The sequence below is a fragment of the Streptomyces sp. NPDC025784 genome (assembly GCF_055558435.1).
Map to the genome: position 1 here is coordinate 154,860 of NZ_JBVHMN010000011.1, position 12,369 is coordinate 167,228.

15 protein-coding genes and 5 tRNA genes are annotated in these 12,369 nt (G+C 70.0%); 14 read left to right on the plus strand and 6 right to left on the minus strand.

Annotated elements, in window-relative coordinates; all coding sequences use genetic code 11:
- Window positions 1-215 precede the first annotated feature (215 nt).
- The 6 genes from ACZ4IF_RS24815 to ACZ4IF_RS24840 all read left to right on the plus strand — a co-directional run bounded on the left by ACZ4IF_RS24815 (window position 216) and on the right by ACZ4IF_RS24840 (window position 1,561).
- Window positions 216-950, plus strand: coding sequence for an HAD family hydrolase (locus tag ACZ4IF_RS24815; protein ID WP_467566322.1), 735 nt, complete (start codon window positions 216-218; stop codon window positions 948-950).
- A 91-nt stretch (window positions 951-1,041) separates the two neighbouring features.
- Window positions 1,042-1,113 (plus strand) — tRNA-Gln (locus ACZ4IF_RS24820).
- A gap of 42 nt (window positions 1,114-1,155) precedes the next feature.
- Window positions 1,156-1,228, plus strand: a tRNA-Glu gene (locus tag ACZ4IF_RS24825).
- 63 nt (window positions 1,229-1,291) lie between these two features.
- Window positions 1,292-1,364: transfer RNA gene (locus ACZ4IF_RS24830), tRNA-Glu, on the plus strand.
- A gap of 21 nt (window positions 1,365-1,385) precedes the next feature.
- Window positions 1,386-1,457: transfer RNA gene (locus ACZ4IF_RS24835), tRNA-Gln, on the plus strand.
- A 28-nt stretch (window positions 1,458-1,485) separates the two neighbouring features.
- Window positions 1,486-1,561: transfer RNA gene (locus ACZ4IF_RS24840), tRNA-Glu, on the plus strand.
- Between the two features lie 49 nt (window positions 1,562-1,610).
- Here the strand turns inward: ACZ4IF_RS24840 and ACZ4IF_RS24845 are convergent.
- Window positions 1,611-2,255, minus strand: coding sequence for a MerR family transcriptional regulator (locus ACZ4IF_RS24845; protein ID WP_467566324.1), 645 nt, complete (start codon window positions 2,253-2,255; stop codon window positions 1,611-1,613).
- 91 nt (window positions 2,256-2,346) lie between these two features.
- Here ACZ4IF_RS24845 and ACZ4IF_RS24850 point away from each other — a divergent pair, with 91 nt between their 5' ends.
- Window positions 2,347-2,883: a DUF4188 domain-containing protein gene (locus tag ACZ4IF_RS24850; protein WP_467566327.1), complete on the plus strand. Its 537-nt coding sequence runs from the start codon at window positions 2,347-2,349 to the stop codon at window positions 2,881-2,883.
- 90 nt (window positions 2,884-2,973) lie between these two features.
- On the opposite strand, the gene ndgR is transcribed toward ACZ4IF_RS24850, so the two are convergent.
- Entirely contained in the window at window positions 2,974-3,690 is a 717-nt protein-coding gene (ndgR, locus tag ACZ4IF_RS24855) for an IclR family transcriptional regulator NdgR (RefSeq protein ID WP_007384919.1), read from the minus strand.
- Between the two features lie 190 nt (window positions 3,691-3,880).
- Here ndgR and leuC point away from each other — a divergent pair, with 190 nt between their 5' ends.
- The 4 genes from leuC (at window position 3,881) to ACZ4IF_RS24875 (ending at window position 7,209) form a co-directional block, all read left to right on the plus strand.
- Window positions 3,881-5,314, plus strand: coding sequence for a 3-isopropylmalate dehydratase large subunit (gene leuC / locus ACZ4IF_RS24860; protein ID WP_359492464.1), 1,434 nt, complete (start codon window positions 3,881-3,883; stop codon window positions 5,312-5,314).
- 6 nt (window positions 5,315-5,320) lie between these two features.
- Entirely contained in the window at window positions 5,321-5,914 is a 594-nt protein-coding gene (gene leuD / locus ACZ4IF_RS24865) for a 3-isopropylmalate dehydratase small subunit (protein ID WP_467566332.1), read from the plus strand.
- A 275-nt stretch (window positions 5,915-6,189) separates the two neighbouring features.
- Window positions 6,190-6,420 carry an SCO5555 family protein gene (locus ACZ4IF_RS24870; protein WP_467566335.1) on the plus strand — a complete coding sequence of 77 codons (231 nt, stop codon included), beginning with the start codon at window positions 6,190-6,192 and terminating at the stop codon, window positions 6,418-6,420.
- Between the two features lie 138 nt (window positions 6,421-6,558).
- Window positions 6,559-7,209: an HU family DNA-binding protein gene (locus tag ACZ4IF_RS24875; RefSeq protein ID WP_467566338.1), complete on the plus strand. Its 651-nt coding sequence runs from the start codon at window positions 6,559-6,561 to the stop codon at window positions 7,207-7,209.
- 75 nt (window positions 7,210-7,284) lie between these two features.
- Here ACZ4IF_RS24875 and ACZ4IF_RS24880 read toward each other — a convergent pair whose 3' ends face one another.
- Complete coding sequence (locus ACZ4IF_RS24880; protein ID WP_028802409.1) at window positions 7,285-7,488, minus strand: hypothetical protein; 204 nt, start codon at window positions 7,486-7,488, stop codon at window positions 7,285-7,287.
- A 118-nt stretch (window positions 7,489-7,606) separates the two neighbouring features.
- Window positions 7,607-8,254 (minus strand): 2-phospho-L-lactate guanylyltransferase, encoded by a 648-nt coding sequence (gene cofC / locus ACZ4IF_RS24885; RefSeq protein WP_467566341.1) that lies wholly within the window; start codon window positions 8,252-8,254, stop codon window positions 7,607-7,609.
- A 145-nt stretch (window positions 8,255-8,399) separates the two neighbouring features.
- Between cofC and ACZ4IF_RS24890 the strand changes: the two genes are divergently transcribed.
- The 3 genes from ACZ4IF_RS24890 to ACZ4IF_RS24900 all read left to right on the plus strand — a co-directional run bounded on the left by ACZ4IF_RS24890 (window position 8,400) and on the right by ACZ4IF_RS24900 (window position 11,490).
- Window positions 8,400-9,176, plus strand: a complete 777-nt coding sequence (locus tag ACZ4IF_RS24890; RefSeq protein WP_467566344.1) for a lysophospholipid acyltransferase family protein — start codon at window positions 8,400-8,402, stop codon at window positions 9,174-9,176.
- Window positions 9,173-10,183 (plus strand): NAD(P)H-dependent glycerol-3-phosphate dehydrogenase, encoded by a 1,011-nt coding sequence (locus tag ACZ4IF_RS24895; protein WP_467566347.1) that lies wholly within the window; start codon window positions 9,173-9,175, stop codon window positions 10,181-10,183. Before ACZ4IF_RS24890 ends, ACZ4IF_RS24895 begins: the two co-directional genes overlap by 4 nt.
- 149 nt (window positions 10,184-10,332) lie before the next feature.
- Window positions 10,333-11,490: a D-alanine--D-alanine ligase family protein gene (locus tag ACZ4IF_RS24900; RefSeq protein ID WP_359492453.1), complete on the plus strand. Its 1,158-nt coding sequence runs from the start codon at window positions 10,333-10,335 to the stop codon at window positions 11,488-11,490.
- Between the two features lie 25 nt (window positions 11,491-11,515).
- On the opposite strand, the gene ACZ4IF_RS24905 is transcribed toward ACZ4IF_RS24900, so the two are convergent.
- Complete coding sequence (locus ACZ4IF_RS24905; RefSeq protein WP_467566349.1) at window positions 11,516-12,025, minus strand: DUF3515 domain-containing protein; 510 nt, start codon at window positions 12,023-12,025, stop codon at window positions 11,516-11,518.
- Between the two features lie 20 nt (window positions 12,026-12,045).
- Entirely contained in the window at window positions 12,046-12,279 is a 234-nt protein-coding gene (locus ACZ4IF_RS24910) for an Lrp/AsnC family transcriptional regulator (protein ID WP_028802415.1), read from the minus strand.
- Between the last annotated feature and the right edge of the window lie 90 nt (window positions 12,280-12,369).

The window sequence follows — 12,369 nt, forward strand, 5'->3', positions numbered from 1 at the left end:
CACCCCCCCACCGGGCATCCCGGGGCACAGCCCACGCCCCGGCCCCCCCGCGCCGCCGCGCGGCCTACGCTGCCCCCCCCGGCCGGCGACTGGGGGGGGGGGCGCCGGGCCCGCCCCCCACCCCCCTTTTCCGTGTTCTCCTCGTCGCATCCCGGACGCGGTGTCCGTCGCGCGAGTGAGGGACAGGCGAGCGGGCCGCGCGTTACGGTCGGACCATGAACATCGAGGCCGTGGTCTGGGACGTCGACGACACGATCTTCGACTACACGGCCGCGGACCGGGCCGGAATGCGCGCGCACCTGGACGCCGAGGGCCTCCTGGGGGCCTACGAGTCCGTCGACCAGGCACTCGCACGCTGGCGTGAGGTCACCGACCAGCAGTGGGCCAGGTTCTCCGCGGGTGAGTCGGACTGGGAGGGGCAGCGGCGCGAACGGGTGAGGGTCTTTCTGGGGGAACGGCTGAGCGACGCCGAAGCCGACGCGTGGTTCCTGCGCTACGCGGCGCACTACGAAGCCTCGTGGGCCCTCTTCCCCGACGTGGTGCCCGCCCTGGACGCCCTCGCCACCAGCCACCGGCACGCGGTCCTCTCCAACTCCAGCCTGCAGAGCCAGGACCGCAAGCTGCGCGTCCTCGGCGTGCGCGACCGCTTCGAGTCGGTCCTGTGCGCGGCCGAGCTGGGCGTCTCCAAGCCCGCCGCGGCGGCCTTCCACGCGGCCTGCGACGCGCTCGCGCTGCCCCCGGACCAGGTCGCCTACGTCGGCGACCACCCGGAGATCGACGGCCGGGGCGCTGCCGACGCCGGTCTGCTCTCCGTCTGGATCGACCGTGGTGGCGCGCACACCGTGGTGGACGGCGTGGCCCCCGGTCCGCGCCGCATCGCCTCGCTCGCCGAACTGCCCGCGATCCTCGGCGCGGATACCCGTTTTGGAGCGCCGTCCACCTTCAGGTAATGTTCTTCCTGCGCCGCCGGGGAGCGGGCCGAAAGGCCGGAAACCGGAGGAGCGAACTAGAACAAGAACCCCTCCGGGGCTTGCGTTCCAGTGGCCTATGGTGTAATTGGCAGCACGACTGATTCTGGTTCAGTTAGTCTTGGTTCGAGTCCAGGTAGGCCAGCTCGCAGAGCTCATCTGCAACCGCGGAGATCGACTCCGCAAAGCCCCCGTTGTGTAGCGGCCTAGCACGCTGCCCTCTCAAGGCAGTAGCGCCGGTTCGAATCCGGTCGGGGGTACAGATCCTTCCCAAGGGAGACAGTCCGGGTCGCACCCGCTGACTCTCATGCAGGATCGCTAGGGCCCCCGTTGTGTAGCGGCCTAGCACGCCGCCCTCTCAAGGCGGTAGCGCCGGTTCGAATCCGGTCGGGGGTACGCAGTTGGTCTAAACCATATTGGTCTATGGTGTAATTGGCAGCACGACTGATTCTGGTTCAGTTAGTCTAGGTTCGAGTCCTGGTAGACCAGCTTGGATCTGCGGAAACGCAAGATCCTCGCCCCCGTTGTGTAGCGGCCTAGCACGCCGCCCTCTCAAGGCGGTAGCGCCGGTTCGAATCCGGTCGGGGGTACCACACAAGGCCCTTCGCTTCGGCGGAGGGCCTTCGTCGTGCCCGGAGCCGGCTACTCGAAGCCGTACCGCCGTGTCGTCTCCTCCTCCTGGGCCAGCCGGTGCAGCGCCTGCAGGATCGGCTCGTTGATGATCGCCCCCAGGATCGCCCACTCGATCCGCTCCTCCTCCGAGGGCTGCGTCTCCATGTTGTCCAGGTCGAGGACGGCTGTCCGGTGCATCAACTCGGCGTACGGCACGAGCAGTTCGGCCCCGAAGCCGTAGCCGAGCCGGCGGAACGCGGCCACCGCCACCACCAGTGAGCGGTATGCCGGGGAAATGGTCGAGAGCCGCTTGGCGTTCTCCCACCCGAGCCGGTCGAGGAGCGCGGCGGCCTCCTGGTGTGCGGCGCGGACGTATTCGTCGTCCTCGTCCGGCTCCGGCACCTGCGGCAGCGCCCACACCGCCGCGCCCAGGCGCAGCGCGCGGCCCAGGGAGTCGTCGTCCACGTGCCCGAGCACCTCCCGGACGGTCGCCACGGGGAGCCGGCCGACCTGGATCATCGCCCGCACCAGCCGCAGCCGGCGCAGATGCTCCGCGTCGTACTCGGCGGTCCTCGCGTTGATCTGGCGGCCGGGCGCCAACAGTCCCTCGCGCAGGTAGTACTTGATCGTCGCGATGGGCACACCGCTGCGCTCGCTCAACTCGGCCAGCCGCATCCTCTTGCGCCTCTCCTAGGGAAGTGCCACTATCCAATCACTGCACAGAAGGATAGTGCCGGTATCCAATTCTGGAATCAGGGGGGACACCATGTTCGCAAAGCCGTTTCCGGGCCTCAGTACCGCGGCCGTCGAGGGCGATGCGGTGGTCCTGCTGATCGGCATGCGCATCAACCACTTCTGGGCGGTGCACCAGTGGCTGCCGGTCATGCTGTCGATGAAACGCATGCTGGGGGAGCTTGCTCGCGACAGCAGCCGGGGGCTGCTGGGCCACGTCCTGCTGACCGCCTCGCCGCGGACGTACTACGTGGTCCAGTACTGGGAGTCGAAGGAGAAGCTCTACGCCTACGCGACCTCGCCCGACATGTTGCATCACAAGGCGTGGGCGACCATCAACCGCATGGACCGGGCCGGGAAGCTGCGCCAGCACGTGGGGCGCTGGCACGAGGCGTACGTGGTGCCCGAGGGCTCGTACGAGTCCATCTACGCGGACATGCCGGCCTTCGGGCTGGCGGCGGCGCACGGGGTGCTGCCGGTCGAGAAGCGGGGGCGGCGGGCCGCGGACCGGTACGCGTACCGCTCGTCCGGGGCGGCCGAAGGGGCGGAGCCGGCCGAGAAGGCCGGGTGACCCGGGCGCGGACCAGGGGGGACGGGGGAAATCGGGGAGGGTCTGCCGCGGCGTTGAGGCAGGCCCTCCCCGGTTGTCGTACCCGGAAGGTCAGCCCGTGCGGCGCAGGGCCTCGGAGAGACGGGCGGCGGCGTCGATGACCGCCTGGGCGTGCATACGGCCCGGATGGCGCGTGAGGCGCTCGATCGGTCCGGAGACCGAGACGGCGGCCACGACGCGGTTCGAGGGGCCGCGCACCGGCGCGGACACCGACGCGACGCCCGGCTCGCGCTCGCCGATCGACTGGGCCCAGCCGCGGCGCCGCACGCCCGACAGCGCCGTCGCCGTGAAGCGGGCGCCCTGGAGGCCGCGGTGCAGCCGCTCCGGCTCCTCCCAGGCCATCAGGATCTGGGCCGAGGAGCCGGCCTTCATCGTGAGCGTGGAACCGACCGGGACCGTGTCCCGCAGGCCGGACAGCCGCTCCGCCGCGGCGACGCAGATGCGCATGTCGCCCTGGCGCCGGTAGAGCTGTGCGCTCTCGCCCGTGATGTCCCGCAGATGCGTGAGCACCGGGCCCGCCGTCGCGAGGAGACGGTCCTCGCCGGCGGCCGCGGCCAGCTCGGCGAGGCGGGGGCCGAGAATGAAACGGCCCTGCATGTCGCGCGCCACCATGCGGTGGTGTTCAAGTGCCACGGCGAGGCGATGTGCCGTGGGTCGTGCCAGTCCGGTCGCCGCGACCAGGCCCGCGAGGGTGGCCGGACCGGACTCCAGAGCGCTCAGGACAAGGGCTGCCTTGTCCAGAACGCCGACGCCGCTACTGTTGTCCATGCAACGATACTCGCGTCTCACTCTGTGAAACGCAAGTTCAATTTTCCGTGGAACGCGCCACCCTTGTAGACACAGCGGCCCGCGGACCAACGGGCCCGGCGGACGACGTCCGGTACGAGGGGTACGGACGTTCCCGCCCCGGAAATCTCTAGTTGGGCCGGCGCCACACAGGCCGGCCGGAGGGAAAGCGATGGGTAGGACACTCGCGGAGAAGGTCTGGGACGACCACGTCGTCCGGCGCGCCGAGGGCGAGCCCGACCTCCTCTTCATCGATCTGCACCTGCTGCACGAGGTGACCAGCCCGCAGGCCTTCGACGGCCTCCGTCAGGCCGGGCGTCGCGTGCGCCGTCTCGACCTCACCATCGCCACCGAGGATCACAACACCCCGACCCTCGACATCGACAAGCCCATCGCGGACCCGGTCTCCCGGGCCCAGCTGGAGACGCTGCGCAAGAACTGCGCCGAGTTCGGCGTACGGCTGCACTCGCTGGGCGACGTCGAGCAGGGTGTCGTCCACGTGGTGGGGCCGCAGCTGGGCCTGACCCAGCCGGGCACCACCGTGGTCTGCGGTGACTCCCACACCTCCACGCACGGTGCCTTCGGCGCGCTGGCGTTCGGCATCGGCACCTCGCAGGTCGAGCACGTGCTGGCCACGCAGACGCTGCCGCTGGCCCGCCCGAAGACGATGGCCATCACCGTCGACGGCGAGCTGCCCGAGGGTGTCACCGCCAAGGACCTGATCCTGGCGATCATCGCCAAGATCGGTACGGGCGGCGGCCAGGGCTACATCCTGGAGTACCGCGGCTCCGCCATCGAGAAGCTGTCGATGGAAGCCCGGATGACCATCTGCAACATGTCGATCGAGGCCGGTGCCCGCGCGGGCATGATCGCCCCCGACGAGACGACCTTCGCCTACCTCGAGGGCCGCGCCCACGCGCCCGAGGGCGAGGACTGGGACGCCGCGGTCGCCTACTGGAAGACCCTGAAGTCGGACGACGACGCGGAATTCGACGAGGAGGTCGTCATCGACGCCGCCTCCCTGTCGCCGTTCGTCACCTGGGGCACCAACCCCGGCCAGGGCGCGCCGCTTTCGGCGTCCGTCCCCGACCCTGCTTCGTACGAGGACGCTTCGGAGCGCCTGGCCGCCGAAAAGGCCCTGGAGTACATGGGGTTGGACGCCGGACAGCCGCTGCGCGACATCAAGGTCGACACCGTCTTCGTAGGTTCCTGCACCAACGGCCGCATCGAGGACCTGCGCGCCGCCGCCGCGATCGTCGAGGGCCGCAAAGTCGCCGACGGCGTACGGATGCTGGTGGTCCCGGGTTCCGCGCGGGTCGGTCTGCAGGCCGTCTCCGAGGGCCTGGACGTGGTCTTCAAGGAGGCCGGCGCCGAATGGCGGCACGCGGGCTGCTCGATGTGTCTGGGCATGAACCCCGACCAGCTGGCCCCCGGTGAGCGCTCCGCGTCCACCTCCAACCGCAACTTCGAGGGCAGGCAGGGCAAGGGCGGCCGTACGCACCTGGTCTCGCCGCAGGTCGCCGCCGCCACCGCCGTGCTGGGCCACCTGGCCTCCCCGGCCGACCTGTCCGACGCGTCCGCCGCCCGTACGCCCGCTGGAGTCTGAGAAGTCATGGAAGCATTCACCACGCACACCGGCCGGGCCGTACCGCTGCGCCGCAGCAACGTCGACACCGACCAGATCATCCCGGCCCACTGGCTCAAGAAGGTGACCAGGGACGGCTTCGAGGACGGGCTGTTCGAGGCCTGGCGCAAGGACTCGTCCTTCGTCCTCAACCGGCCCGAGCGCCAGGGCGCCACGGTCCTGGTGGCCGGCCCCGACTTCGGTACCGGCTCGTCGCGCGAGCACGCCGTCTGGGCCCTGCAGAACTACGGCTTCAAGGCCGTCATCTCCTCGCGGTTCGCGGACATCTTCCGCGGCAACTCGCTCAAGAACGGCCTGCTCACGGTGGTTCTGGAGCAGAAGATCGTGGACGCGCTGTGGGAGCTGACCGAGCAGGACCCCGAGGCCGAGATCACGGTCGATCTGGAGGCCCGCGAGGTGCGCGCCGAGGGCATCACCGCCGCCTTCGAACTCGACGAGAACGCCCGCTGGCGCCTGCTGAACGGCCTGGACGACATCTCCATCACCCTCCAGAACGAGAGCGACATCTCCGCGTACGAGGCCAAGCGGCCGTCGTACAAGCCGAAGACGCTGCACGTCTGAGGCCCGGTCCCACGGGCCCGGCCCACGGCTGATTTCGGCCACCGCAACACCCCTCTGTACCCCCAATCGTGGACGGTTGGGGGTACAGCTGTGTCTGCCCCGGAACGGCCCTCGAACACCCCGGGGCAGCACCCCAACTCCCTTGGTTACAGGGGAGATTGCCTGGGTACTCGCATTCCGCTGCCACGCCGCGTCGAGCTGCCCAGGACCCGCTCGAGGGGCGGCAGTTGCCCCCTGAGCAGGCGACAACTCGCCCCAGATGGCACAATCTGTGCATGGAACACGACGGCCAACTCGAGCTCTACGTGGCAGTCGCGGCCCAACTCAAGGAAGCGCACACAAGAGTGCGCGCACTGCAAGTCCCGGAGGGCGTACGGATGGCGCTGACCCGGAAGCTGCTGGTCATTACGGCCGTGGCCAAGCACGATCTCGCCGACGCGACAAGGCGGCTGGAGCGGTTCACCGACGACCTCGACGAGGGTCGATTCCTCGAAGGGGAACGCTGAGGAACTCCGCGCCGGTCCGAGTTCGTTGCGGCACAAGGGTGATTAGCCCGTTTCGTGTTTGATTTGCGGTATATATCTGCCTAACGTGCGAAAAAGCTTGAACGCATTCGTTCGGGCAATGTCTCCGAAGGGGAAGACGTGAACAAGGCGCAGCTCGTAGAAGCGATTGCCGACAAGGTCGGCGGGCGTCAGCAGGCCGCCGACGCGGTCGACGCCGTACTGGACGCGATCGTCCGTGCAGTTGTCGGCGGGGACCGGGTCTCCGTCACCGGCTTCGGTTCCTTCGAGAAGGTCGACCGCCCGGCCCGTTACGCCCGCAACCCGCAGACGGGTGAGCGCGTCCGGGTCAAGAAGACCTCCGTACCGCGTTTCCGTGCGGGCCAGGGCTTCAAGGACCTGGTCAGCGGCTCGAAGAAGCTCCCGCGCGGTGGCGAGGTGGCCGTCAAGAAGGCGCCCAAGGGCAGCCTGACCGGTGGCGCCACGGCGACGGTCAAGAAGGCCGCGGCCAAGAAGGCCACCGCCAAGAAGGCGACGGCCAAGAAGACCACGGCTGCCGTGAAGAAGACCGCGGCGAAGAAGACCACCGCCGCCGCGAAGAAGACCACGGCGAAGAAGACCACCGCCAAGAAGACCACCGCGGCCGCGAAGAAGACCACGGCGAAGAAGACCACCGCCAAGAAGGCGACGGCGAAGAAGGCCCCGGCCAAGAAGGCGACGGCCAAGAAGGCGCCGGCCAAGAAGTCGACGGCCCGCAAGACCACCGCCAAGAAGGCCACCGCCCGCAAGTAGCAGCGGCGCAGGGCACCTCACGCGCCGGGCCGGGCTCCCCAGGGGAGCCCGGCCCGCGGCATGTCCGCGTCCTGCTCAGAACGTCTGCAGGGTGATCAGGGTGATCCGGCGGGCCTCGCCCTCGCCCTCCGTCTCGATGCGCACGCGCTGCCCGGGGCGCAGCAGCCTGAGCCCGCCCGCCTCGAACGCCGGCCCGTCGAAGGGCACCGGGGTGCCGTCGTCGAGCAGCACCTGGCCGCTGTGGGTCTCGGGGTCGTACGTGTACGCGGTCGCCTGCATGGGGGAAGCCTATCCACCGGCCCGCGGCACAGGGATCGGCACCGCCCACAGGGGGAGCGGGGAACGGGCGCGGTCCCGCGGAACGCCGCGGGGGAGCGGAACCGGCGCCGCCCGGCCGTCAGCGGCCCGGTGGCCCGGGAAGCAGCAGACGCGCCGCCACCGCCGCGGTGCGCGGGCCGACTCCGAGGGCCAGCGCGGCCCGCAGGTCCTCGCCGGTGTCCACGTCCTGGCGTACGGAATCCACCGCGTCGAGGCCGATTTCCACGGCACCCGAGGCGCGATGCCGGGCACGGGATTCGGTGCCGAATGCGGGAATCAATTCCCGGCCCGGGGAGGCGGCCAGCAGAGTCGTACCGATTGCGGCCGCATCGGGGAGAAATGAGCGGGGGAATTCGGCGGCGGCGTCGAGCACCCGGGCCAATTCGGTGGGGCGCAGCGCGGGCAGATCGGCGTTCAGCGCGGCGACGGCGCTTTCGGGACTCCGGGAGCGGACGACGGCCGCCGCGTGGGCGAGGGCGGCGTTCAGTCCGCCGCCGGGTTCGTCCGGGACGACACGGGCGCCGAGGGCGGCCAGCTCCCGTCCGGCCAGCACGTCGTCCGTGACGACCGCCACATCCAGCACGGCCGCGCAGGCCAGCACGGCTGCCACGGTGTCCTGTGCGAAGGCGAGCGCGAGGCCGGGCCGCAACCCGTCCGCGGCGGTGTCCGCCAGCCTGCTCTTGGCTCGCGCCAAGGGTTTGAGGGGTACGACCACAGTCCACCGCACGAACGCTCCACCCTCCCTAGTCGCGTCCCCATTGTGACCCGGCGGCCCTGGCGGTACGGATGTCGGGGCGTACGGTGTTCTCGACAGACAGGCGGCCTGGGGCGACACTTGTGCGGCCCCCCAGGCCCTAGAGGAAGGTGTCCGCGTGCCCCGCCGCAGAATCGGCTTCTGGTACCGCTTCGCAGCGGTCCTCTGCAAACCACCGCTGGTGGTTCTGATCAAGCGGGACTGGCGTGGAATGGAGAACATTCCGGCCGAGGGCGGATTTATCACTGCGGTGAACCACAATTCGCACGTCGACCCGTTCGCGTATGCGCACTATCAGTACAACACCGGGCGCGTTCCTCGTTTCCTCGCGAAGGCCGGCCTTTTCAAGAAGGGATTCGTGGGAGCCGCCATGCGCGGCACCGGACAGATCCCCGTCTACCGCGAGAGCACGGACGCCCTGAGCGCCTTCCGGGCCGCGATCGACGCCGTGGAGCGCGGCGAGTGCGTGGCCTTCTATCCCGAAGGCACCCTCACCCGCGACCCCGACGGCTGGCCGATGACCGGCAAGACCGGGGCCGCCCGGGTCGCCCTCCAGACCAAGTGCCCGGTGATCCCGGTCGCCCAGTGGGGCGCCAACGAGCTGCTGCCGCCGTACGCCAAGAAGCCCAACCTCCTTCCCCGCAAGACCCACCACGTGCTCGCGGGCCCGCCCGTGGACCTCTCGCGCTTCTACGACAGGGAGATGAGCCCGGAGCTCCTCAAGGAGGCCACCGAGGTCATCATGGCCGCCATCACCGCGCTGCTGGAGGAGATCCGCGGCGCGAAGGCCCCCGAGAAGGCCTACGACCCGCGCGAGGTGCGTATCGCGCAGCGCCGCAGGGCCGCGGAGGCGGAGCGGGCGAAGGTACAGCAGGAAGAGGGGCAGGGCACGTGAGCAGTCCGGTCAAGGCGGCCGTCTTCGGGACCGGATCGTGGGGGACGGCCTTCGGCATGGTGCTCGCCGACGCCGGGTGCGATGTCACCCTGTGGGCGCGCCGTGCCGATCTCGCCGACGCGGTCAACTCCACGCGCATGAACCCGGACTATCTGCTGGGCATCGAACTCCCGGAGAACCTGCGGGCCACCACGGACCCGGCCGAGGCGGCGCGCGGCGCGGACTTCACCGTGCTCGCCGTGCCCTCGCAGACGCTGCGCGGCAATCTGGCCGAGTGGGTTCCGCTGCTCGCCCCGGACACCGTGCTCGTCTCGCTCATGAAGGGCGTCGAACTCGGCACGGTGAAGCGGATGAGCGAGGTCGTCGAGGAGGTCGCCAAGGTCTCGTCCGACCGCGTCGCCGTGGTCACGGGGCCCAACCTCGCCAAGGAGATCGCCCAGCGGATGCCGGCCGCCGCGGTGGTCGCGTGCCGTGACGAGTCGGTGGCCACGCGCCTCCAGGCCGCGTGCCACACGCCGTACTTCCGCCCGTACACCAACACGGACGTGGTGGGCTGCGAACTCGGGGGCGCGGTCAAGAACGTGATCGGTCTCGCCGTGGGCATCGCCGACGGCATGGGCCTCGGGGACAACGCCAAGGGCTCGCTGATCACCCGCGGCCTCGCCGAGACCACCCGCCTCGGGCTCGTCATGGGCGCCGACCCCATGACGTTCTCCGGCCTCGCGGGACTCGGCGACCTCGCCGCCACCTGCTCCTCGCCGCTGTCGCGCAACCACACCTTCGGCATCAACCTGGGCCGAGGCATGACGCTCCAGGAGACCATCGCGGTCACCCGGCAGACCGCCGAGGGCGTCAAGTCCTGCGAGTCCGTGCTGGATCTGGCCCGCAGGCACGGTGTCGACATGCCCATCACGGAGACGGTCGTCAGCATCGTCCACGAGGGCAAGCCGCCGGTGGTCGCGCTCAAGGAGCTGATGTCGCGCAGCGCGAAGCCCGAACGCCGCTGAACGGCCCCGCCGACGATGCCGGGAACGGCCCGGCAGGCGGTCGCCCGCGGCCGTTCGCGCGACGCTGAGCGACGGTCCGCACGACGCTGAGCAACGGCCGTCGTGGGGCGCTGACTCACCGCACTACCAACGGGTACTCTCAACGCGATATGAGCACCGAGAACCTCCCCCAGAGCCCTGAGCAGCCGCCTCGCAAGCCGCGCGTGGCCGTCGTCTTCGGCGGCCGCAGCTCCGAACACGGGATCTCCGTGGTGACCGCCGGCGCCGTTCTGAGCGCCATCGACCGTACGAAGTACGACGTACTGCCGATCGGCATCACCCAGGACGGCCGTTGGGCGCTCACCGCGGACGAGCCGGAACGCATGGCGATCGTCGACCGCAAGCAGCCCAGCGTCGAGCAGCTCGCCGAGTCGAGCGAGGGCGGCGTGGTGCTCCCCGTCGACCCCGCCAACCGCGAAGTGGTCTACAGCGAGCCGGGTTCGGTCCCCAAGGCCCTCGGCGAGGTCGACGTCGTCTTCCCCATGCTGCACGGCCCGTACGGCGAGGACGGCACCCTGCAGGGCCTCCTGGAGCTCTCCGGGGTGCCCTACGTCGGTTCGGGCGTGCTCGCGTCCGCCGTCGGCCAGGACAAGGACTACATGAAGCGGGTGTTCACCTCGTTCGGCCTGAAGGTGGGCCCGTACGTGGTGATCCGGCCGCGCGAGTGGGAGCGCGACGAGTCGGCCGCCCGCAAGAAGATCGTCGACTTCGCGGGCGAGCACGGCTGGCCGCTGTTCGTGAAGCCCGCGCGCGCGGGCTCCTCGTTCGGCATCACGAAGGTGGACGACCTCTCCGGCCTCGACGAGGCGATCGCCGAGGCCCAGCGCCACGACCCGAAGATCATCGTGGAGGCGCTGCTGCGCGGCCGCGAGATCGAGTGCGGCGTCCTGGAGTTCGAGGACGGCCCGCGCGCCTCGGTCCCGGCGGAGATCCCGCCCGTGCAGTCGCACGCGTTCTACGACTTCGAGGCCAAGTACATCGATTCGGCCGACGGCATCGTCCCGGCGCCGCTCACCGAGGAGCAGACGGCCGAGGTGCGGCGGCTGGCCGTCGAGGCCTTCGAGGCGGCCTCCTGCGAGGGCCTGGTCCGCGCGGACTTCTTCCTCACCGAGGACGGCGAGTTCGTGATCAACGAGATCAACACGATGCCCGGGTTCACGCCCATCTCCATGTACCCGCGCATGTGGCAGGAGACCGGGGTCAGCTACCCGGAGCTGGTCGACCGCCTGGTGCAGGCGGCGCTGCGCAGGTCCACCGGCCTGCGCTGAGCACGCGTTCCGGACGAGGTCCGGGTCAGTCGGCGATCCCCTTGGGGATCGCCTTCTTGATGGAGGCGGCGAGGTCGACGAGCATCCCCGAGGTGTCCCGTCCCTCCGGCACCGTCACCTCGACGTAGGCACGGCGTTGTGCGGTGGTGAAGCGGGTCGATCCGTCGTCCCGCTTCTCCATCAGCCAGTCGACGCCGTTCACTCGGCCGCCGACGGCCTTCGGGTCGTCGCCGAGCGCCACCTTGGGGTCGATCATCTTCGCGGGCCGCTCCACACCGCAGCGCAGTATGATCGCCGGGCTTCCCCAGCCCGCGGTCAACGCGGACCGGGGCTCGGGGTCCTGGCGGCCGAGGCCGTCCACCTTCCGCGGCAGCGCCTTGTCCAGGTTCTGACACAGCTCGGTGACCTTCGTGTCCGGACTCGGAACCGCGACGGAGTCACCGTCGTCTGCTGAGGAGCAGCCCGCGATCGTGATCAGCAGGGCCAGGGCGGGCAGTCCGAGGAAAGCGGAACGCCGGTGACGGAAGAAGTTCACCGGCCAAGGGTAGACGGGGGCTACAGGTGCACGACCGGGCAGGTCAAGGTACGGGTGATGCCGTCCACTTGCTGGACCTTCGCGACCACCATGCGGCCGAGTTCGTCGACGGTATCGGCTTGGGCGCGCACGATGACGTCGTACGGTCCTGTCACGTCCTCTGCCTGGATCACCCCCGGGATCTTGCTGATCGTCTCGGCGACGGTCGACGCTTTGCCGACCTCCGTCTGGATCAGGATGTACGCCTGTACCACGGAACCTCCAGGGCGGCCACGAGGATCATGTGGGGAAAAGGAACGCCACGGTATCGCGTCGCCGCTCGCCGCGGGGAGACCCACGGTGAC